Raw genomic sequence first — 20,128 nt, forward strand, 5'->3', positions numbered from 1 at the left:
GATATTAATTAAACTTTAAAGTATCGACAGCAACTCTTCATGGCATTAAATATAATTCGTCATGTGGGTTTTTTGAGAATAAACCTGGTATATATAATGAAAAAGTTAATCATGATAGCTGTGATGGGCGGGATTCTGGCTGGTTGTTCCACCGAGGCTTCACGCATGAATGCTTGCGAAAGCAAGGGTGTGAGCCGTGATGCCTGTTATGTTGCGGAGCAAAACCGTCAGGCGACAATCAATGCTGCCGCTGAAAAACAGGCTATGGAAAACGCGCAAAACTTGTATGGCACAAATGATACAAATTCCAGTCACCACCACAAACACGATAAATATTAAGGTTTAACTAATGAAGAAATTAATTATTATCGCTGCGTTGGTGGCTTTCTCTGCTGCGCCTGCGTATGCCATCAGTGAGGCTTATCGTCAACAGTTACAGCATGAACATAAAACCATGGTCAGTGACACGAATGCCCCGGTACACGCCAGTAAAATCACGCCCGTGCATGCGAATAAACTTGGAGTGGACTTTAAACGTGGTGCTGATGGCATTGCTTATATTAATGGCAAACCTGCGGCAAATGATGAGAATAGTGCAGAAGCTCAGTCTTATAGCGCAGGTTTGATTTCCGTTATCGTCTATAAAAACGGAAAAATCAACGCTATGAAAGAGGGGAAATATTTAGGTCGGTTGAAATAACCACTTCGTAGATAAGATTTTTTATTTTTCGGCCCGGGAACATCTGCTGTTCCCGGGCTTTTTATTTCGCTCGCCTTAACGATCGGTTTCCAATCCATGATGGTGCAATTTGTGCACCCTAACAGGACACATGCACGTTGTTTTGCTTTACTGTGGTGCATTAACACAGGAGGGTGCGATGACAGCGAAACAGGTGACGTTTACAAACCAGGTATCGCTTCCTGCTATTGGGCAGGGAACATGGTACATGGGCGAGGATCCAAGCCGACGCCGGGATGAAGTGTCTGCGCTGCAGGCCGGACTGGATCTCGGCCTGCGATTGATTGATACCGCAGAAATGTACGCTGATGGTGCAGCGGAAGAGGTGGTGGGTGAAGCATTAACGGGACGGCGTGATAGCGCTTTTTTAGTCTCGAAAGTTTACCCATGGAATGCCGGTGGACAGAAAGCCATTGCCGCCTGCGAAGCTAGTCTGCGTCGACTGAAAACTGATTATCTGGATCTCTATTTGCTGCACTGGATGGGCGATTTTTCATTTGCAGAGACCATCGATGCCATGGAAACACTGATTGCGCAGGGGAAAATCCGCCGTTGGGGCGTCTCAAATCTCGATTATGATGATATGCAGGCGTTATGGCAGGTACCCGGTGGACGAGAGTGTGCGACTAACCAGGTGCTTTATCATTTAGCCTCGCGCGGGATTGAATATGATTTACTGCCGCGGTGCCAGCAGCAGCAGATGCCGGTCATGGCTTACAGTCCGTTGGCCCAGGCGGGACGACTGCGTGGCGATTTGCTTTCTAACTCTGTGGTGAGTGACATCGCGCGCGCGCACAATGTTAGCGCTGCGCAGATTTTGCTGGCGTGGGTGATTCGTCAGTCGGGTGTAATAGCCATCCCGAAAGCCGCAAGCGTAGCGCATGTCGAACAAAATGCCGCCGCGCTGGAGATAACGCTCTCTGTAGATGAGTTGAAGCAGTTAGATAAGGCGTATCCGGCGCCCAAAGGTAAAACCGCGCTGGATATGGCCTGATTTGCCAAATGCCGATGTTCCCGCAGCTTATCAGGCCTACGGCTGTATGTAGTTTGTAGGCCGGATGAGGCATTAGCCGCATCCGGCACGGTGCGCGGAACTGCCTGATGCGCTGTGCTTATCAGGCCTACGGCGGCGTGTAGTTTGTAGGCCGGATAAGGCGTTGGCAGCATCCAGGCACGGTGCGCGGAACTGCCTGATGGCGCTGTGCTTATCAGGCCTGCGGCTGCGTGTAGTTTGTAGGCCGGATAAGGCGTCAGCCGCATCCGGCACGGTGCGCGGAACTGCCTGATGCGCTGAGCTTATCAGGCCTGCGGCTGCGTGTAGTTTGTAGGCCGGATAAGGCGTCAGCCGCATCCGGCATGGTGCGCGGAACTGCCTGATGCGCTGAGCTTATCAGGCCTACGGCTGTATGTAGTTTGTCGGCCGGATAAGGCGTTAGCCGCATCCGGCATGGTGCGTGGAACTGCCTGAGGGCGCTGTGCTTATCAGACCTACGGCTGCGTGTAGTTTGTCGGCCGGATAAGGCGTCAGCCGCATCCGGCACGGTGCGCAGAACTGCCTGACGCGCTGTGCTTATCAGATCTGCGGCTGCGTGTAGTTTGTAGGCCGGATAAGGCGTTAGCCGCATCCGGCATGGTGCGCAGAGCTGTGTTAGCGTTTAGCTACACGAATAGTTTGCGCGAGGCGAGATGGTTTTTCTTCTGTGGTTTTCTGCGGAGCGGTCGCGTAAGCCGTTTCTACACAAACAAACGTTTTGTAGCCATCATCCGGCATGTCGCCCATGCTGACGGACAGCGCCGGGCCAGGATTCCAGCCCACGACATTCAGATGGTGGTGGTGGACAACATCTATATTGCGATTCAACGCATCATCATGAATCACGCTGCACGCTTCCGGATTCAGATAAACGCGATCGGTGCGGTCCGGGAAGGTCTGGATACCATCAGCCAGCACATCTTCTTTAGCATCATTCACTTTATCGATCAGGCGATCGCCAAGACCACTGACTTTCACTGCCGCAATATCACCAACGTTGAAATAGGTATGCAGTGCCGAGGTGGTTTCAAACTCACCATGAGCTTCCAGCTCCATTTCACAGGTGGCTCCCACTTTGAAGCGGGCAAGCAGGCAAAACTCGTGTGGCCAAAGCTGACGCGTTTCAGTGTTGCTCTGCAGTTCAAACGTCAGCACCACGCCATTGTCGTCTTCGTTGTGCGCTTTCAGCGTCCATGGCAGGTTGCGGGCAAAACCATGCGAAGGCAGGCCCTGCTTAGCAGCCGGACCAAACCACGGCCAGCAAATTGGTACGCCGCCACGCAGCGCTACGCCGGTTTTAAACGGGGTATTATTACTTAACCACAGGACTTCCTCTTCACCATTTGGTTTCCAGGAAAGAAGATGTGCGCCCTGCAGCGCGAAAGAAGCTTTAACCTGTGGGTGATCGACAACAAGAACCTCAAGCTCATCAAGCTGACGGCGGGAGAGGACAGGGGTAATTTGTTCGATTACCGGAAGTGCAAAAATTTTATTAATCATTACGCAATCCTTTCTTCAGGCAAAAAAAAGAGCGACCTGAGTCGCTCTTACAGATTACTGTTTCATCTCAACTTATTTGGAGATGTGAGCAATCAGGTCCAGAACTTTGTTGGAGTAGCCGGTTTCGTTGTCGTACCAGGATACCAGTTTCACGAAGTTGTCGTTCAGTGCGATACCAGCTTTAGCATCGAACACGGAAGTGCAAACTTCACCGTTGAAATCGGTAGATACTACGTCGTCTTCGGTGTAACCCAGAACGCCTTTCATCGGGCCTTCGGAAGCAGCTTTGATTGCTTTCTTAATTTCTTCGTAAGAAGCAGCTTTTTCCAGACGAACGGTCAGGTCAACAACGGATACGTTCGGGGTAGGAACGCGGAACGCCATACCAGTCAGTTTGCCGTTCAGTTCTGGCAGTACTTTACCTACAGCTTTAGCTGCACCGGTAGAGGACGGGATGATGTTCTGGGATGCGCCGCGGCCGCCGCGCCAGTCTTTGTGAGACGGGCCATCAACGGTTTTCTGAGTAGCGGTGGTCGCGTGAACAGTAGTCATCAGACCTTCGATGATGCCGAAGTTGTCGTTGATAACTTTAGCCAGCGGAGCCAGGCAGTTAGTGGTGCAGGAAGCGTTAGAAACGATGTCCTGACCTTCGTATTTGTCAAAGTTAGCGCCTTTAACAAACATCGGAGTGTTATCTTTGGACGGACCAGTCAGAACCACTTTTTTCGCGCCAGCAGTGATGTGCTTACGAGCGGTTTCATCTGTCAGGAACAGGCCAGTAGCTTCAGCTACTACGTCAACACCAACTTCGTCCCATTTCAGGTTAGCCGGATCACGTTCAGCGGTAACACGGATTTTTTTACCGTTTACGATCAGATGACCGTCTTTCACTTCAACGGTACCGTTGAAACGGCCGTGAGTGGAGTCATATTTCAGCATGTAAGCCATGTAGTCAGCGTCTAACAGGTCGTTGATTGCAACGATCTCGATGTCAGAGCGTTCTTGAGCAGCACGGAAAACAATGCGACCGATACGGCCAAAACCGTTGATACCTACTTTGATAGTCATATATTCCACCAGCTATTTGTTAGTGAATAAAAGGTTGCCTGTAAAATTACAAAAACCTTACGCAGCGTCAAGCGGAATCGTGTCAATCATTGCGACAAATCAATCTGCTGCCTAAGCTTTGCGCAACTGACTCGCCTCACTCTTCCTTTGGGCTTGAAACCACATGGGGTCGGCGGCCCGAATTTTAAAGGGCAATCAAGATAAAAACGTGATTCTGATCACGAATTGCAGGCTGCCATTTCGCAAGGATCAAGTTTAGAACAAAAGTTCGCACTCCGGTGTTAATGTTTTGTTAGAATCTGTCTCGCGATGTGAGTTTAGATAAAGCGAGATGTGAGCAAATGGCTAATCAACCTTCTCCAGAAGAACTGAAAAAAAATTTAACCGAAATGCAGTTCTACGTAACGCAGAATCACGGGACAGAACCGCCATTTACCGGACGTTTGCTGCATAACAAACGTGACGGCATCTACCACTGTTTGATCTGCGACAATCCGCTATTTCGTTCCGAGACAAAATATGACTCAGGCTGCGGCTGGCCCAGCTTTTACGAGCCTGTCAGCGATGAGGCTATCCGTTACATAAAAGATACGTCACACGGCATGCAGCGCATTGAAATCCGCTGCGGAAACTGTGATGCACACCTGGGACACGTCTTCCCGGATGGTCCGAAACCTACCGGTGAACGGTACTGCGTTAACTCAGCGTCTTTGAACTTCACCGATGGTGAAAACGGTGAGCAAACTAAGGGTTGAAGAAACGATTCAGCAAATTATTCTACGGAGAGTGGTTTTAACATGAATCTTGATGAGATGATCAACAGCATGACGCCGGAAGTTTATCAGCGCTTATCGACTGCCGTTGAACTCGGAAAATGGCCGGATGGCGTAGCGCTAACGGCAGAACAAAAAGAGAATAGCTTACAGCTGGTGATGTTATGGCAGGCGCGAAACAATATTGACGCGCAGCATATGACGATTGATACCAACGGTGAGATGGTGATGAAGAGCAAGCAGCAGTTGAAGGTTGAGTTTGGTATTACTCCAGAACCGATTGCGACGTTTAAATCCTGATTACCCAGGCCCGGCAGACATCGATGTCGGGCCCGTCAGTTGATATTATTTCTTGTTCATCATCGCCTTCAGATCGGCGAACGGGTTGTATTTCGCTTCGCCCACGGCCTTTTGCGCATCTTCTCCTGCAACCACCGTTGAACCATACTGGTCCGCTTCCGTATATTTGGAATGCTCGTGATCGTGGCAGTACAGGCACAACATTTCCCAGTTGCTACCATCTTCCGGGTTATTCGAGTGATCGTGATCGATATGGTGTACCGTCAACTCGCGCAAATTTGAATACACGAACTCACGGGAACAGCGTCCGCAGACCCAGGGAAAGAGTTTAAGCGCCTTTTCCCGGTAACCGACTTCCAGACGGGCGTAATTTTTAGGGATAAAAGCCATAAAAGCGCATGCCTCCAGTAGAAAATGAAGAGCTGCGCCAAAAGCTGGCGCAGCAGAATGCGCTAATCATAACCTATTGTGTCAGGCGTTGGGATCAGTGTTTGATGCCTAACGAATCGGCTAACTGCTTCGCCAACTGATTATTGTCATCTGCGCCGTACTCCCAGAACATGGCGCCTGCCAACCCTTTGCTTTTGATGTAGTCGGCTTTGATCGCCACCGAACGCGGGTTTTCATAGGAGAGGGCAAAGAGTTTTTTTCCATCCGCAGACTGTACCGACAGCCACGGCACTTTCGCTTCATCATCCCAATGTTGACTAAAGCGTTTTTGCGGATCGTTGATCAACTTCGCCACGATATCGTTGTACTTCACGTAGGTGTCTTTGCTCAGGTCGACGCCCAGTGATTTGAACAACTCAATTTGAGCTGACTCGAAATAGGGCTGGGTAGCCGGGTTTTTCTGCGCGTCAGGTTTGCTCCAGTCAATACCTGGCTCAACGGCGCGTTTTGGTACACGTCCATAAAAGCCAATGCCCAGATTCATTTGACTCGGTTTCAGACCGGCTGCGAGATAGTTATTGACCACAAAATCGGCGCTGTACTTATCCGCCGCGGCGACCGTTGGCCATTGCGTCGAATCGTACAGGTTCGAGTTGAAATATTGGGTGCCGTAAGCCATGTCATAGGTCATCAGGTTGATGTAGTCGAGCGATGGTGCAATGGCTTTTACATCCACCCAGCTTTTCGGACTTTCCGCATTCGCGCCCACGGCGATGGTCAGCAGTTTTTTATGCCCCAATGCGGCACGCAGCCCTGTTAACAGCGCGGTGAAGTTAGCGCGGTCAGCCGGTTGGCTTTCAACCAGTCCCCAGGCGCCGTTAACCGGATATTCCCAGTCGAGATCGATGCCATCCAGACCATATTTCGCAATTATCTCCTGCGCAGACTGAATAAACACTGCGCGTGTTTCCTTCGTTGCTGCCGCGCCAGAGAATCCACGCGCTCCCCAGCCGCCGACGGAAAGCAAAACTTTCAGGTTTGGATTTTGTTTACGCAGCTGTGGAATTTTCAGCAAATCATCCTGCACTTTCTGTGAAAGCCAAATCTGATGCAGTTTGCTGGCGTCTTTTAAGGCGTCATTGGTCTCGTCTTTTTCGTTGTTGTAGACAAGGCCAAACGAATAGTTGAGATGGGTTATCTGGCGAACATCCAGTTTATTGATGTCGCCACCGGGACCGGCAGTGACGTCGCCGCCACCATTAAAGTAGCCAACTGACATCAGTGAACTGGCGGAAACAACGCTGGCGCAGAGCAGGGGTAATGCTGCCAACAAAGGCAATAGTTTCATCGGTGTTCCTCTTTGACATTTAAACAAGCAAACACGCCACGGAAATGGCGTGGCGAAAAAAACAGCACCCGCAGGTTAACAGTTTCATAACAGGAAAAATGCGAAGGGGTTCACGCCATTTTAGCGAAGCGGCAGCCACGTTCACTTGGGTTTCACTTCATCTTTGCATTTATTTGTGATCTTGGTTGTGAAATACAGATCAAAATCTGTGTTTTAAAGATTTGGTGTTGACCTCAAAAATTATATGGATAAGTATGATGGTCACTGATGCAAAACTAAACACAAAGGAAAATTCCATGAAAGCACTGGCGAGATTTGGCAAGGCCTTTGGCGGCTACAAGATGATTGATGTTCCGGAACCGGTATGTGGTCCGGATGACGTTGTGATTGAAATTAAGGCTGCTGCTATCTGCGGTGCTGACATGAAACACTACAATGTCGACAGTGGATCTGAGCAGTTTAATTCGATTCGTGGTCATGAATTTGCGGGTCAAATTGTGCAGGTTGGCGACAAGGTTAAGGACTGGAAGGTGGGACAGCGAGTTGTGTCTGACAACAGCGGGCACGTTTGCGGCGTTTGTCCGGCCTGTGAACAGGGCGATTTTCTTTGTTGTACAGAAAAGGTGAATTTAGGTCTGGACAACAATACTTGGGGCGGTGGGTTTTCTAAATATTGTCTGGTCCCTGGGGAAATCCTCAAAATTCACCGCCATGCTCTGTGGGAAATCCCGGCAGGGGTAGATTATGAAGAGGCGGCTGTACTGGATCCTATCTGCAATGCCTACAAATCTATCGCTCAGCAATCCAAATTTCTTCCTGGCCAGGATGTGGTGGTCTTTGGTACCGGTCCGTTAGGACTCTTTTCTGTTCAAATGGCGCGCATTATGGGGGCCGTTAATATTGTGATGGTCGGGCTGGAAGAGGATGTTGCCGTACGCTTCCCGATCGCCAAAGAGCTGGGCGCGACAGCTGTCGTTAACGGTTCGACCGAAGATGTGGTTGCACGCTGCCAGGAAATCTGCGGTAAAGACAATCTGGGGCTGGTCATCGAATGCTCTGGTGCCAATATCGCCCTTAAACAATCAATCGAAATGCTGCGCCCGAATGGTGAAGTCGTTCGCGTCGGTATGGGCTTTAAACCTCTCGATTTCTCCATCAACGACATCACCGCGTGGAATAAAAGCATCATTGGCCATATGGCCTACGATTCCACATCCTGGCGCAACGCTATACGCCTGCTGGCCAGCGGCGCGATCAAAGTTAAACCGATGATTACTCACCGTATCGGCTTGTCGCAATGGCGCGAAGGGTTTGACGCCATGGTCGATAAAACCGCGATTAAGGTCATTATGACCTATGACTTTGATGAATAATCCCATTTATTAAAGGAAGGTTCCCGGATGGAACAGATAGCAAAACCGCACTGCGGCGCCAGGCTGGACAGGCTGCCTGACTGTCGCTGGCACTCATCGATGTTTGCCATGGTCGCCTTTGGATTACTGGTCTGCTGGAGTAATGCCGTCGGCGGATTAATTCTCGCGCAGTTAAAAGAACTTGGCTGGACCGATAATTCCACCACCGCCACGTTTTCCGCCATTACGACGGCGGGAATGTTTCTCGGCGCGCTCGGCGGCGGAATCATAGGCGATAAAATCGGGCGTAAAAATGCGTTTATCCTGTATGAAGCGATTCATATTATTGCCATGGTCATTGGGGCATTCTCACCGAATATGACCTTCCTGATCGCCTGCCGTTTTGTCATGGGGGTTGGATTAGGCGCGCTGCTGGTGACTCTGTTTGCCGGGTTCACCGAATATATGCCCGGCAGGAATCGCGGCACCTGGTCAAGCCGGGTCTCGTTTATCGGTAACTGGTCTTATCCGCTCTGTTCGCTGATCGCGATGGGATTGACGCCGTTAATCAGCGCCGAATGGAACTGGCGCGTGCAGTTGCTGATCCCGGCCGTACTGTCGCTGGTGGCGACCGTCATTGCCTGGCGTAGTTTCCCGGAGTCGCCCCGCTGGCTGGAATCCCGCGGACGCTACGCCGAAGCTGAAAAGGTGATGCGGGCCATTGAAGAAGGGGTTGTTCAGCAGACCGGCAAGCCGCTGCCGCCTGTGGTAATTGAAGATGACGGCAAAGCCCCGCGCACGGTTCCTTATTCGGCCTTATTAACGGGTGTGTTACTGAAGCGCGTTATTTTAGGTTCCTTTGTCCTGATTGCCATGAACGTTGTGCAGTACACCTTAATTAACTGGCTGCCGACCATATTTATGACTCAGGGGATTAACCTGAAAGACTCGATTGTCTTAAATACCATGAGCATGTTCGGTGCGCCGTTTGGGATTTTTATCGCCATGCTGGTGATGGATAAAATTCACAGAAAGACCATGGGGGTGGGCTTATTAGTATTAATCGCCGTGCTGGGATATATCTATTCACTGCAAACCAGCATGCTGCTGATTACGCTAATTGGTTTCTTCCTGATTACTTTTGTCTATATGTACGTTTGCTACGCCTCGGCAGTCTATGTTCCGGAAATATGGCCGACCGAAGCAAAACTTCGCGGTTCTGGTCTGGCGAATGCGGTAGGGCGTATCAGCGGTATCGCCGCGCCTTATGCGGTCGCGGTATTGCTTAACGGTTATGGCGTAACGGGGGTGTTTGTCCTGCTGGGTGCGGTCTCCATTATTGTCGCTGTCGCCATTGCTACCATCGGAATTGAAACCAAAGGCGTCTCTGTCGAAAGTCTCGGTATTGATGCAGTTACCAGCAAATAATATTGATGGGGAAATAAAATGAAAAATTCAAAAGCGATATTAAAAACACCGGGCACGATGAAAATTATTGCCGCCGATATCCCGGTACCCAAAGAGCATGAAGTACTGATCAAAATTGAATACGTAGGTATTTGCGGTTCAGATGTTCACGGTTTCGAATCAGGTCCCTTTATTCCGCCAAAAGACCCAAACCAGGAAATTGGCCTCGGACATGAATGTGCCGGTACGGTGGTGGCGGTAGGAAATCGCGTCAGTAAATTTAAACCGGGCGACCGGGTGAACATTGAACCCGGCGTGCCGTGCGGTCACTGCCGCTACTGTCTGGAGGGCAAATACAACATCTGTCCTGATGTCGACTTTATGGCCACGCAGCCTAATTATCGCGGCGCGCTAACCCACTATCTGTGCCATCCGGAGAGCTTCACTTACAAGCTGCCCGATAACATGGGCACCATGGAAGGCGCGCTGGTAGAGCCTGCGGCGGTAGGGATGCATGCCGCAATGCTGGCAGACGTTAAACCGGGCAAGAAAATCGTCATTCTGGGGGCGGGCTGTATTGGTTTAATGACCCTGCAAGCCTGTAAATGTTTGGGGGCTACCGACATCGCCGTTGTTGATGTTCTGGAAAAACGTCTGGCCATGGCCGAGCAGCTTGGTGCGACGACGGTGATCAACGGAGCGAAAGAGGACACCGTTGCCCGCTGTCAGCAGTTCTCCGGCGATATGGGAGCTGACATTGTTTTTGAAACTGCCGGCTCGGCGATCACCGTTAAGCAGGCTCCGTACCTGGTGATGCGCGGCGGGAAAATCATGATCGTTGGGACGGTTCCCGGTGATTCGGCGATTAATTTCCTCAAAATTAACCGTGAAGTCTCCATTCAGACCGTTTTCCGCTACGCCAACCGCTATCCGGTCACTATTGAAGCCATTTCCTCCGGGCGTTTCGATGTCAAGTCGATGGTGACGCATATTTATGATTATGAAGATGTTCAGCGCGCGTTTGATGAGTCAGTTAACAACAAATGCGAAATTATCAAAGGTGTTATTAAAGTTAACCATTAATTTATTGAAAAGGGAGAGACAACCATGCTGGCAGATATTAAATATTGGGAAAATGATGCCCAGAATAAACATTATGCGATTGCCCACTTTAACGTGTGGAATGCGGAAATGTTAATGGGGGTGATGGATGCGGCGGAAGAGTCTAAATCGCCGGTAATTATTTCATTCGGCACCGGCTTTGTGGGTAATACATCGTTTGAAGATTTTTCGCATATGATGGTTTCGATGGCGAAAAAAGCCTCAGTGCCGGTTATTACCCATTGGGACCACGGGCGCAGTATGGAAATTATCCATAACGCCTGGACTCACGGCATGAATTCACTAATGCGCGATGCCTCCGCTTTTGATTTCGAAGAGAATATTCGCCTGACTAAAGAGGCGGTGGACTTCTTCCATCCGTTGGGTATTCCGGTTGAGGCGGAGCTGGGCCACGTGGGGAATGAAACGGTTTATGAAGAAGCGCTGGCGGGCTATCACTATACCGACCCGAGCCAGGCGGCGGAATTTGTCGAGCGTACCGGCTGCGATTCTCTGGCGGTGGCGATTGGTAACCAGCACGGCGTTTATACCTCTGAGCCGAAACTGAATTTCGATGTGGTCAAACGCGTGCGCGAGGCGGTATCCGTTCCGCTGGTGCTGCACGGCGCGTCCGGCATTAGCGATGCGGATATCAAAAAAGCCATTTCATTAGGTATTTCGAAAATCAATATTCATACCGAACTGTGCCAGGCGGCAATGGCGGCGGTGCAGGAGAACCAGAATCAGCCGTTCCTGCACGTTGAGCGTGAAGTTCGCAAAGCGGTAAAAGAGCGCGCGCTGGAGAAAATCAAACTGTTTGACTCTGACGGTAAAGCGGAATGACAATATGGATAATATCGAGGTTATTTGTTTAGGGGCGGCAATTGTTGATATTCCCTTGCAACCAGTGAGTAAAAATATCTTTGATGTTGACTCTTATCCATTAGAACGAATAGCAATGACCACGGGAGGTGACGCTATTAATGAGGCGACGATTATTTCTCGCCTTGGCCATCGCACGGCGTTAATGAGTCGGATAGGTAATGATGCAGCCGGTTATTTTATTGTCGACCACTGCCATCGGGAGAATATTGATATTAAAAGCCTGAAGCAGGATGCTGATATTGATACTTCCATTAACGTAGGTTTAGTCACCGCTGATGGTGAACGCACCTTTGTGACTAACCGTAACGGCAGTTTATGGAAACTGAATATAAACGATGTTGATTTTGACCGATTCTCGCAGGCAAAGCTGCTGTCGCTGGCGAGTATTTTTAATAGTCCGCTGCTTGATGGCCAGGCGTTAACGGATATTTTCACTCAGGCCAAAGTGCATGGATTAATTATCTGCGCCGACATGATTAAACCACGGCTTAACGAAACGCTGGACGACATCCGTGAAGCGCTGAGCTACGTGGATTATCTGTTTCCCAATTTTGAAGAGGCAAAACTGCTCACCGGGAAAGATACGCTGGATGAGATTGCCGACAGTTTCCTGAATTGTGGTGTGAAAACCGTCGTGATTAAGACCGGCAAAAGAGGCTGCTTTATCAAACGTGTCGATATGAAAATGGTAGTCCCGGCCGTGTCGGGGATTACCGCCATCGACACCATCGGCGCGGGGGATAACTTTGCTTCAGGATTTATCTCCGCGCTGCTTGAAGGTAAGCCGCTTCGCGACTGCGCGCTGTTTGCTAATGCAACGGCGGCAATATCGGTACTGAGCGTGGGTGCGACGACGGGTGTGAAGAATAGAAAGCTGGTTGAACAACTTCTTGACGAATACGAAGGGTAATAGCGGCAGATGAAAATGATTCCTTTAGGCAGTACGGATATTACGCTTTCCCGCATGGGATTAGGTACATGGGCCATTGGCGGCGGTCCGGCATGGAATGGCGATCTCGATTTGCAGATTTGTATTGATACCATTGTTGAGGCGCATCGCTGCGGTATTAATCTGATTGATACCGCGCCAGGATACAACTTTGGCAACAGTGAAGTGATAGTCGGTCAGGCGCTGAAAAAGTTACCGCGCAGCGAGGTAGTGGTTGAAACTAAATGCGGCATCGTCTGGGAGCGAACAGGCAGCCTGTTTAACAAAGTGGGCGATCGCCAGCTGTATAAAAACCTCACGCCTGAGTCGATTCGTGAGGAGGTTGATGCCAGCCTGCAAAGATTGAGTATCGACAGTATTGATATTTATATGACCCACTGGCAGTCGGTTGAACCCTGTTTTACGCCGATTGCGGAAACCGTAGACACGCTGAACACACTGAAAAAAGAGGGAAAAATCCGTTCGATTGGTGCGGCGAACGTCGATGCCGGGCATATAAGGGAGTATCTCAAACACGGTGTGCTGGATATCATCCAGGCCAAGTACAGCATTCTTGACCGGGCGCTGGAAGCTGATCTGCTGCCGCTATGCCAGCAGAATGGCATCATCGTGCAGGTATATTCACCGCTTGAGCAGGGGTTGTTGACTGGTACTATCGCCCGAGATCATGTTCCTGGCGGCGCACGGGCTAACAAGGTTTGGTTTCAGCGGGAAAATATGCTGCGGGTGATTGATATGCTAGAGCAGTGGCAGCCACTGTGTGAAAAATACCGCTGCACAATCCCCGCATTAGCTCTGGCGTGGATTTTAAAGCAAAGCGATTTGATCACCTTACTGAGTGGTGCAACCGCACCTGAACAGGTTCGCGAGAACGTCGAGGCGTTAACCATTCCCCTGACAGATGATGATTCATTATTGATGAGGCGAATGGCGGAAGCGTTGGATATAAATTAAGTCGGATAGAATTGACCTCTGTTTCTGCGTAAAAAAGTATTGAAATCTGTGATTCAGACATGTTCTTTTGAAAATAAACATAGCCTGTGAGATACTAGGGTCTTATTATTACTTTGCAGGAAACAGAGGTGTCATCGTGGCGGCAAAAGACAGGATTCAAGCCATTAAGCAAATGGTGGCTAACGATAAGAAAGTGGCGGTATCTAATTTAAGTTCAATCTTTCAGGTGACTGAGGAAACGATTCGCCGCGATCTTGAAAAACTGGAAGATGAAGGTTTTTTGACCCGAACATATGGCGGTGCAGTGCTCAATACCACCGCGTTGTCCGACAATATTCATTTTTATAAGCGTGCAAAATCTTTCTTCGAAGAAAAGCAGATTATTGCCCGTAATGCATTACCGTTTATTAAAAATAAGACCACAATGGCTGCCGACTCCAGCAGTACCGCGATGGAATTATTAAAGCTGTTGAAGGAAAGAAACGATCTGACGTTGCTTACCAATTCGGCTGAAGCATTTCATGAGTTGGCGCAGTCAGAAATTAACGTGGTTTCTACCGGCGGTGAGTTGAATAAGAATACGCTGTCGCTGCAGGGAAGAATCACCAAGGAGATTATCAGCCGTTATCATGTTGATATCATGGTGATGAGCTGCAAAGGTTTGGATATGCAGAGTGGGGCGCTTGATTCTAATGAAGCGGAAGCGGAAATCAAAAAAACCATGATCCGCCAGGCGACTGAGGTGGCCCTGTTAGTTGATCACTCAAAGTTTGACCGTAAAGCTTTCGTTCAGCTCGTGGACTTTAGCCATATTAATTACCTAATAACCAATAAGGCACCGGGTGCAGAGTGGATTGCATTTTGCAAAGAGAATAATATTCAACTCGTTTATTAGCTATAACGAGGGTTGTGTCGATATTATTTTAAGTTTGCACCTGGTAAATGCCATAAGAATCTAATGATGATGGATGGCGCGGCAAAATTTTTCTGCCGCGATCGCCATACTTTCTATTTAGCTGAATTTGAGGCATCCAGATGGAACAATGTGACCCTATCGGCGCAAGATTAGATCGCTTACCTTTATCTCGATTTCATTTTCGTATTTTTGGAATTATTAGTTTTAGTTTGTTAATAACTGGTTTTCTCAGCTATTCCGGGAATGTGGTATTAGCAAAACTAGTCAGCACAGGCTGGTCAAACAATTATCTCAATGCCGCGTTTACCTCAGCGCTGATGTTCGGTTACTTTATCGGTTCGCTAGCCGGTGGCTTTATTGGTGATTATCTCGGTCGACGCAAAGCGTTCCGCGTCAATTTGTTAATCGTCGGGGCCTCAGCCTGCGCTGCAACGTTTGTGCCCAACATGTACTGGCTTATTTTCTTCCGCTGTCTGATGGGGATTGGAATGGGGGCGCTAATTATGGTGGGCTATGCCTCATTTACAGAATTCATTCCACCCGCGGTTCGTGGGAAATGGTCTGCCCGTCTGTCATTTGTCGGCAACTGGGCACCAATGCTATCTGCGGCAATTGGCGTCGTGATTATTGCACTTTTAAGCTGGCGGGTGATGTTTCTGCTCGGCGGCATGGCAATGCTGTTGGCTTGGTATCTGTCGGGAAAATACTATATTGAATCCCCGCGTTGGCTGGCTGGCAAAGGGCAGAGAAGCGAAGCTGAAAAACATCTTATGCAGGTGGAATCGCAAATTGAGAAAGAAAAAAACATCACTTTACCATCCTGCCGGAACGAATGCTCGTCGGCGGAATTAAGCACGATAAGTGGTTCATTTTGGCTCTTGTTTAAGGGGCCAATGTTGCGCTGTACACTGGTGGCGATCACGGTGCTTATTGCAATGAATATTTCGCTCTATACCATTACGGTATGGATCCCGACGATATTTGTTAATTCGGGAATCGATGTAACGAAATCCATATTTATGACCGCGATAATTATGATTGGCGCGCCGGTTGGGATATTTATTGCCGCGTTAATTATCGATCGCTTTCCTCGGCGATTGTTTGGCTCATTCTTGTTGATTATTATCGCCTTGCTTGGGTATTTCTATTCGCTTCAAACTGAAGAGTGGGCAATTCTGAGCTACGGGCTGGTGATGATTTTTTTTCTGTATATGTATGTCTGCTTTGCCTCTGCAGTTTATGTCCCGGAACTATGGCCCACGCATCTTAGATTGAGAGGATCGGGTTTTGTGAATGCGGTGGGGAGGATTGTCGCTGTGTTTACGCCTTATGGCGTCGCTATTTTGTTGACCCGCTATGGATCGGTTACGGTCTTTATCGTGCTAGGAGTAATGTTGGTGCTATGCGCGCTGATTCTTTTTTGTTTTGGCATCGAAACACGCAAAGTATCGCTGGAAGAGATTTCAGCACTGGCCTGAGATAACGCGCCGACAGGAGTGACCCTGTCGGCATCGCTTACGGCTGGGTTTCCAGCCAGTCGTCCAACGTATACAGCGTTGCGCCCGCAGCTGCCATTTCCATAAAGGCGTTTGCACTGTCCTGGGGGTGAATATTAACGCCACGGCAGCCGTCGGTTATAACGCTGACGGTGTAGCCAAGATCGAGCGCATCCAGAACGGTGAATTTAACGCAATAGTCGGTAGCCAGGCCCATGATGATGAGCTCGGCAATGCGGTGTTCGAGTAGCCATGCATTTAGCGCGGTTGCCTGACGACGACCATTATCAAAAAACGCACTGTAGCTGTCGACCAGCGGGTTCTCACCTTTAGTGAACGTTTGAGTTATCGCACGCTGGTTCAGCAGCGGATGCAGGGCAGCACCTTCGCTGTTTTGTACGCAATGATCGGGCCAGAACGTCTGCGCCAGGCCATCGAGTTGTCCCAGGCTGTAGGGCTCGACCTGATGCTGGCTGGCAAAACTACCGTGATTTTCCGGGTGCCAGTCCAGACTGGCAACGACCGTGTCGCCGCGTATGGCACACCAGTCAATCAGGCGGTTGGCGATATCGATCGTGCTGTCACCTTGTGGGACCGCGAGGGCACCACCGGCACAAAAGTCATTTTGTAAATCGACCAACATTAAGGCTCGGGCCATGGGCATAGACTCCTTTAATCGTCGGGCGTGAGCTCACCACGCAGATTTTGCGTCATTGCTTCACGAATTGTCTGCGTATCCAGTCCCTGACTCAGCAAATAGTGCAGTTTGGTGAGAGTGGCTTCGACGGTCATATCCGCGCCGCCAATCACGCCAGCATGCGCCAGCGCATTCCCTGTCGCGTAGCCCCCCATGTTCACCTTGCCGGACATACACTGCGTAAGGTTCACCACCACAATGCCACGCGAGCTCGCATCTTCAAGTTCTTTCAGGAACTCTTTATTCTGCGGCGCATTGCCCACGCCGTAGGAGCGCAAAATTAATGCTTTTACCGGCTGGCGCAGGAAGTTGCGTACTACATCAGCGGAGATCCCTGGATAAATGGTGACCACGCCAATCGGTTGTGGAGTGATAGGATGGACAATCAACTCACCTGTGCCGTGAGGTGCGGGCGGTGTTCCCAGCCGACGAATGTGGATCCCGGCTTCCAGCAGTGGTGCAAGGTTGGGTGAGGCAAACGCGTCAAAACCATCAGCATGCGCTTTAGTGGTCCGGTTACCGCGAAACAGTCGGTTGTTGAAAAACAGGGTCACTTCATTGATCGGATAATTTGCTGCAACGTACAACGCATTCAGCAAATTGATTTGTCCGTCAGAACGTAGCTCTGCTAATGGGATTTGTGACCCTGTCACAATGACTGGCTTGCCCAGATTCTCCAGCATAAATGAGAGCGCCGAAGCCGTAAACGCCATGGTGTCAGTGCCGTGCAGAATGACAAAACCATCGTAATCGTCGTAGTGCGCTTTAATGTCTTCAGCAATATGCTGCCAGTCTTCTGGCGTCATGTCTGAGGAATCCATCAGCGGGACGTATTCGTGGATGGTGAAGTCTGGCATCTCTGGGCGGTGGAATTCAGGCATCAGTGCCAGCTGACGCTGGAGATGACCGGAAACAGGAATATAACCCTGTTCTGAGCGCTGCATACCAATGGTACCGCCGGTATAGGCAACGTAAATCGATTTCTTTTGCATGGGCGTCACAGGTTAAGTTGTGCATAAACAGGCGCAGTATAAAGTCCCCCCCGAAAAAATACAGTGCAAATGACGCATACCTGCCATCCGATCAATATGTCATTTATGTTCAGTGCCTTGTCCCGTTTGTTCAGTGTGGTTTTGCACCCTCGGCCCTACAGTAGCAGCCTTCTATGGTGTGTGTTGTTGTCGAGTGCAGAAATGATCAGAAAGAGAATTGATAATGCGGCTATTTTGCTGATGGTGGTGATTTGCGGTGTCTGGGGCAGTCAGCAGGTGGCAATTAAAGCGGCTGCTGATGATATGTCACCTTTTTTGCAGGTCGGTTTGCGTTCCGCAATCGCCGCGCTGTTTATTGGAGTGCTGTTTCAGCGACGAGATAATATTTTTGGCCTTCTGCGTGACCGTAATATCGCCAAAATGGGCGCAATCGTTGGATTACTGTTTGCGCTTGAATTTGTGCTGGTTTCCATAGGGATCACGCTGACGACGGCCTCCCATATGGCGCTTTATCTGTATACTGCGCCTTTGTTTTCGGCCATTGGATTACATTTTCTTTTACCTGAAGAGCGACTGAGTCGTCTGCAATGGTGTGGGCTTGCGATCGCCTTTTTGGGCATCGCCATCGCCGTTACGATGGTTCCTCAAAATGGCAATACACAATGGAGCCTGACGGGCGATCTGTGCGGGCTTTTCGCCGGTATGGCGTGGGGGGCGTCCAGTGTGGCGATCCGCTGTAGCCGACTCGCCACTATTCCCTCGTCCTGCACACTGTTTTATCAACTGGCGACTACCGCGCTGATTTTATTGCTTATCGGACTGATGCTGGGAGAAACGACGGTACAACTGACGACTGTGTTGGTGATGAGTCTGACTTTTCAGACGGTGATTGTCGCCTTTTTAAGTTACCTGATCTGGTTTACCCTGCTGCGTTATTATCATGTCGCATCTTTGGGAACCCTGATTTTAATGACGCCAGCGATGGGAATCATTGCCGGGGTACTCTTTCTTGGTGAATCCCTGCAGCCCGCGTTTATCGCAGGCGCTCTCTTGATATTGATTGGATTGCTTTGTGTTTCATTACCCCCCAGCGCGAATTTACGCCGCCTTTCACGTTTATAACGGGAGCCTGAAGTGAAGAAAGACCTGAGAATTTTTCAGCCAGGCGAGTGGGCGGATGGAGACATCATTACGGCTATCGATGCGAGTCAGACAGAGACACCGCGCAGACCACAGTTGAATGTCGGCATTCTTCTGTGGCCGGAATTTCCTCTGCTGGCGCTGGCGGGGCTAACCGATGCGTTACGTCATGCGGCGGATATGGGGGATGATAGCCAGAAAATTCGCTGCTCCTGGCGTCTGATGAGCGCTACACCAGACCGACCAGTTCTAAGCAGTTCAGGAATGGCGATGATGCCGGATAGCGCATTCGTTGCACCGGAACAATTTGATTATGTGGTGGTGATTGGCGGCTTGCTGCGCAGTATGGCGAAAGCCGATCGGGCCGCGCGACGTTACCTGCATCTTGCGCATCAGCTCAACGTTCCGCTGGTAGGTATCTGCACGGGCAGCTTTGTTCTGGCGCAAGAAGGTTTCCTCAATGGGCTGATGGCGGCGATTCATCCCTGGCATCTGAATGATTTTAAAACGCAATTTCCTCAGCTGGCTGCCCGTAGCGGGGTCGATTTTGTTGAGGAAAAAGGGATTCTGACATGTCCGGGGGGCATTTCGACGATAGGGCTGGCAACAGAGCTTATTCGCCGCCACTGTGGTCCCGACAGGGCGACAAAAGCCATCTTCCAGATGTCCGTCCCCAACCGCATAGACAGCACGTCAGTGGCGGTCTCCAGAGCGATAGGTTTTACCCACGTGAGCGACAGTCGGTTACGCAAAGCGGTCTTTTTAATTGAGCAAGGACTGGTAAAGCCCATTTCGACCCGCTGGCTGGCCGCTGAAGTCAACCTGAGTCCGCGACAGCTTACCCGGTTGTTTAACGCCGAGTTCGCCCAGTCGCCGGGAGAGTTTATCCGACGTGCGCGTTTGCGTTATGCCCACTGGCTGCTAATGAATTCTGGAGAGAGCGTCACGGAGATTGCGCTGCGTCTGGGATTTAGCGACTGTGCGCACTTTATTCGTTTGTTTAGTCGGGAGTTTGGCTGTACGCCTGGAGATTGTCGCAGTACGCGACATCAGAATGCGTAAAAAATGCTGCCCCGACAGGGGCAGCA

At 50.0% G+C, this 20,128-nt stretch carries 21 protein-coding genes; 15 read left to right on the plus strand and 6 right to left on the minus strand.

Going from position 1 to position 20,128, the window contains the following annotated elements:
* Positions 1-96: 96 nt before the first annotated feature.
* The 3 genes from BZK40_RS00005 (at position 97) to BZK40_RS00015 (ending at position 1,733) form a co-directional block, all read left to right on the plus strand.
* Entirely contained in the window at positions 97-339 is a 243-nt protein-coding gene (locus tag BZK40_RS00005) for a hypothetical protein (protein ID WP_071444724.1), read from the plus strand.
* 10 nt (positions 340-349) lie between these two features.
* Positions 350-700 (plus strand): hypothetical protein, encoded by a 351-nt coding sequence (locus BZK40_RS00010; protein ID WP_079933904.1) that lies wholly within the window; start codon positions 350-352, stop codon positions 698-700.
* Positions 701-878: 178 nt separating this feature from the next.
* The gene (locus tag BZK40_RS00015; RefSeq protein WP_079933905.1) at positions 879-1,733 is read left to right on the plus strand and encodes an aldo/keto reductase; all 855 of its coding nucleotides are present in this window, start codon (positions 879-881) and stop codon (positions 1,731-1,733) included.
* 654 nt (positions 1,734-2,387) lie between these two features.
* Here BZK40_RS00015 and BZK40_RS00020 read toward each other — a convergent pair.
* Together BZK40_RS00020 and gapA are read right to left on the minus strand one after the other, a co-directional pair.
* Positions 2,388-3,272, minus strand: coding sequence for a D-hexose-6-phosphate mutarotase (locus BZK40_RS00020; protein ID WP_079933906.1), 885 nt, complete (start codon positions 3,270-3,272; stop codon positions 2,388-2,390).
* Between the two features lie 72 nt (positions 3,273-3,344).
* Positions 3,345-4,340: a glyceraldehyde-3-phosphate dehydrogenase gene (gene gapA, locus BZK40_RS00025; protein ID WP_003030697.1), complete on the minus strand. Its 996-nt coding sequence runs from the start codon at positions 4,338-4,340 to the stop codon at positions 3,345-3,347.
* A gap of 341 nt (positions 4,341-4,681) precedes the next feature.
* Here gapA and msrB point away from each other — a divergent pair, with 341 nt between their 5' ends.
* Both msrB and BZK40_RS00035 read left to right on the plus strand, forming a co-directional pair.
* A complete protein-coding gene (gene msrB, locus BZK40_RS00030; RefSeq protein ID WP_003832475.1) occupies positions 4,682-5,095 on the plus strand; it encodes a peptide-methionine (R)-S-oxide reductase MsrB in 414 nt (137 codons plus the stop codon).
* Positions 5,096-5,137: 42 nt separating this feature from the next.
* Positions 5,138-5,413: a YeaC family protein gene (locus BZK40_RS00035; RefSeq protein ID WP_003030693.1), complete on the plus strand. Its 276-nt coding sequence runs from the start codon at positions 5,138-5,140 to the stop codon at positions 5,411-5,413.
* 45 nt (positions 5,414-5,458) lie between these two features.
* Here BZK40_RS00035 and yajD read toward each other — a convergent pair whose 3' ends face one another.
* A complete protein-coding gene (yajD, locus tag BZK40_RS00040) occupies positions 5,459-5,803 on the minus strand; it encodes an HNH nuclease YajD (protein WP_003832478.1) in 345 nt (114 codons plus the stop codon).
* Between the two features lie 94 nt (positions 5,804-5,897).
* On the minus strand, positions 5,898-7,151 hold the full coding sequence (gene chiD, locus BZK40_RS00045) for a chitinase ChiD (protein WP_079933907.1): 1,254 nt from the start codon (positions 7,149-7,151) through the stop codon (positions 5,898-5,900).
* A gap of 296 nt (positions 7,152-7,447) precedes the next feature.
* Here chiD and BZK40_RS00050 point away from each other — a divergent pair, with 296 nt between their 5' ends.
* The 8 genes from BZK40_RS00050 to BZK40_RS00085 all read left to right on the plus strand — a co-directional run bounded on the left by BZK40_RS00050 (position 7,448) and on the right by BZK40_RS00085 (position 16,193).
* The gene (locus tag BZK40_RS00050; protein WP_048214366.1) at positions 7,448-8,524 is read left to right on the plus strand and encodes a zinc-binding dehydrogenase; all 1,077 of its coding nucleotides are present in this window, start codon (positions 7,448-7,450) and stop codon (positions 8,522-8,524) included.
* A 27-nt stretch (positions 8,525-8,551) separates the two neighbouring features.
* Entirely contained in the window at positions 8,552-9,931 is a 1,380-nt protein-coding gene (locus tag BZK40_RS00055; RefSeq protein ID WP_048226802.1) for an MFS transporter, read from the plus strand.
* Between the two features lie 18 nt (positions 9,932-9,949).
* Positions 9,950-10,993: an NAD(P)-dependent alcohol dehydrogenase gene (locus tag BZK40_RS00060; protein WP_079933908.1), complete on the plus strand. Its 1,044-nt coding sequence runs from the start codon at positions 9,950-9,952 to the stop codon at positions 10,991-10,993.
* 24 nt (positions 10,994-11,017) lie between these two features.
* Positions 11,018-11,854: a ketose-bisphosphate aldolase gene (locus BZK40_RS00065; RefSeq protein ID WP_079933909.1), complete on the plus strand. Its 837-nt coding sequence runs from the start codon at positions 11,018-11,020 to the stop codon at positions 11,852-11,854.
* A gap of 4 nt (positions 11,855-11,858) precedes the next feature.
* Positions 11,859-12,806, plus strand: a complete 948-nt coding sequence (locus BZK40_RS00070; RefSeq protein WP_079933910.1) for a carbohydrate kinase family protein — start codon at positions 11,859-11,861, stop codon at positions 12,804-12,806.
* A gap of 9 nt (positions 12,807-12,815) precedes the next feature.
* Entirely contained in the window at positions 12,816-13,799 is a 984-nt protein-coding gene (gene ydjG / locus BZK40_RS00075) for an NADH-dependent methylglyoxal reductase (RefSeq protein ID WP_079933911.1), read from the plus strand.
* Between the two features lie 136 nt (positions 13,800-13,935).
* Entirely contained in the window at positions 13,936-14,694 is a 759-nt protein-coding gene (locus BZK40_RS00080; protein ID WP_032943120.1) for a DeoR/GlpR family DNA-binding transcription regulator, read from the plus strand.
* Between the two features lie 140 nt (positions 14,695-14,834).
* A complete protein-coding gene (locus tag BZK40_RS00085) occupies positions 14,835-16,193 on the plus strand; it encodes an MFS transporter (protein ID WP_079933912.1) in 1,359 nt (452 codons plus the stop codon).
* Positions 16,194-16,230: 37 nt separating this feature from the next.
* On the opposite strand, the gene pncA is transcribed toward BZK40_RS00085, so the two are convergent.
* Together pncA and ansA are read right to left on the minus strand one after the other, a co-directional pair.
* Complete coding sequence (gene pncA, locus BZK40_RS00090) at positions 16,231-16,869, minus strand: bifunctional nicotinamidase/pyrazinamidase (protein WP_079933913.1); 639 nt, start codon at positions 16,867-16,869, stop codon at positions 16,231-16,233.
* Between the two features lie 14 nt (positions 16,870-16,883).
* Entirely contained in the window at positions 16,884-17,900 is a 1,017-nt protein-coding gene (gene ansA, locus BZK40_RS00095) for an asparaginase (RefSeq protein WP_003832492.1), read from the minus strand.
* Positions 17,901-18,101: 201 nt separating this feature from the next.
* Here ansA and BZK40_RS00100 point away from each other — a divergent pair, with 201 nt between their 5' ends.
* Positions 18,102-19,022, plus strand: a complete 921-nt coding sequence (locus tag BZK40_RS00100) for a DMT family transporter (RefSeq protein ID WP_079933914.1) — start codon at positions 18,102-18,104, stop codon at positions 19,020-19,022.
* Between the two features lie 12 nt (positions 19,023-19,034).
* Complete coding sequence (locus BZK40_RS00105) at positions 19,035-20,102, plus strand: GlxA family transcriptional regulator (protein WP_079933915.1); 1,068 nt, start codon at positions 19,035-19,037, stop codon at positions 20,100-20,102.
* Positions 20,103-20,128: the final 26 nt, after the last annotated feature.

Origin of the sequence: Citrobacter portucalensis, from assembly GCF_002042885.1 — a bacterium.
In the GTDB taxonomy this organism is placed as follows: domain Bacteria; phylum Pseudomonadota; class Gammaproteobacteria; order Enterobacterales; family Enterobacteriaceae; genus Citrobacter; species Citrobacter portucalensis.

What these genes read in the sequence shown, in the direction of transcription:
- BZK40_RS00005 (WP_071444724.1), top strand. Translation starts at nt 97, where the DNA reads ATGAAAAAGTTAATCATGATAGCTGTGATGGGCGGGATTCTGGCTGGT.
- BZK40_RS00010 (WP_079933904.1), top strand. Translation starts at nt 350, where the DNA reads ATGAAGAAATTAATTATTATCGCTGCGTTGGTGGCTTTCTCTGCTGCG.
- BZK40_RS00015 (WP_079933905.1), top strand. Translation starts at nt 879, where the DNA reads ATGACAGCGAAACAGGTGACGTTTACAAACCAGGTATCGCTTCCTGCT.
- BZK40_RS00020 (WP_079933906.1), bottom strand. Translation starts at nt 3,272, where the DNA reads ATGATTAATAAAATTTTTGCACTTCCGGTAATCGAACAAATTACCCCT.
- gapA (WP_003030697.1), bottom strand. Translation starts at nt 4,340, where the DNA reads ATGACTATCAAAGTAGGTATCAACGGTTTTGGCCGTATCGGTCGCATT.
- msrB (WP_003832475.1), top strand. Translation starts at nt 4,682, where the DNA reads ATGGCTAATCAACCTTCTCCAGAAGAACTGAAAAAAAATTTAACCGAA.
- BZK40_RS00035 (WP_003030693.1), top strand. Translation starts at nt 5,138, where the DNA reads ATGAATCTTGATGAGATGATCAACAGCATGACGCCGGAAGTTTATCAG.
- yajD (WP_003832478.1), bottom strand. Translation starts at nt 5,803, where the DNA reads ATGGCTTTTATCCCTAAAAATTACGCCCGTCTGGAAGTCGGTTACCGG.
- chiD (WP_079933907.1), bottom strand. Translation starts at nt 7,151, where the DNA reads ATGAAACTATTGCCTTTGTTGGCAGCATTACCCCTGCTCTGCGCCAGC.
- BZK40_RS00050 (WP_048214366.1), top strand. Translation starts at nt 7,448, where the DNA reads ATGAAAGCACTGGCGAGATTTGGCAAGGCCTTTGGCGGCTACAAGATG.
- BZK40_RS00055 (WP_048226802.1), top strand. Translation starts at nt 8,552, where the DNA reads ATGGAACAGATAGCAAAACCGCACTGCGGCGCCAGGCTGGACAGGCTG.
- BZK40_RS00060 (WP_079933908.1), top strand. Translation starts at nt 9,950, where the DNA reads ATGAAAAATTCAAAAGCGATATTAAAAACACCGGGCACGATGAAAATT.
- BZK40_RS00065 (WP_079933909.1), top strand. Translation starts at nt 11,018, where the DNA reads ATGCTGGCAGATATTAAATATTGGGAAAATGATGCCCAGAATAAACAT.
- BZK40_RS00070 (WP_079933910.1), top strand. Translation starts at nt 11,859, where the DNA reads ATGGATAATATCGAGGTTATTTGTTTAGGGGCGGCAATTGTTGATATT.
- ydjG (WP_079933911.1), top strand. Translation starts at nt 12,816, where the DNA reads ATGAAAATGATTCCTTTAGGCAGTACGGATATTACGCTTTCCCGCATG.
- BZK40_RS00085 (WP_079933912.1), top strand. Translation starts at nt 14,835, where the DNA reads ATGGAACAATGTGACCCTATCGGCGCAAGATTAGATCGCTTACCTTTA.
- pncA (WP_079933913.1), bottom strand. Translation starts at nt 16,869, where the DNA reads ATGGCCCGAGCCTTAATGTTGGTCGATTTACAAAATGACTTTTGTGCC.
- ansA (WP_003832492.1), bottom strand. Translation starts at nt 17,900, where the DNA reads ATGCAAAAGAAATCGATTTACGTTGCCTATACCGGCGGTACCATTGGT.
- BZK40_RS00100 (WP_079933914.1), top strand. Translation starts at nt 18,102, where the DNA reads ATGATCAGAAAGAGAATTGATAATGCGGCTATTTTGCTGATGGTGGTG.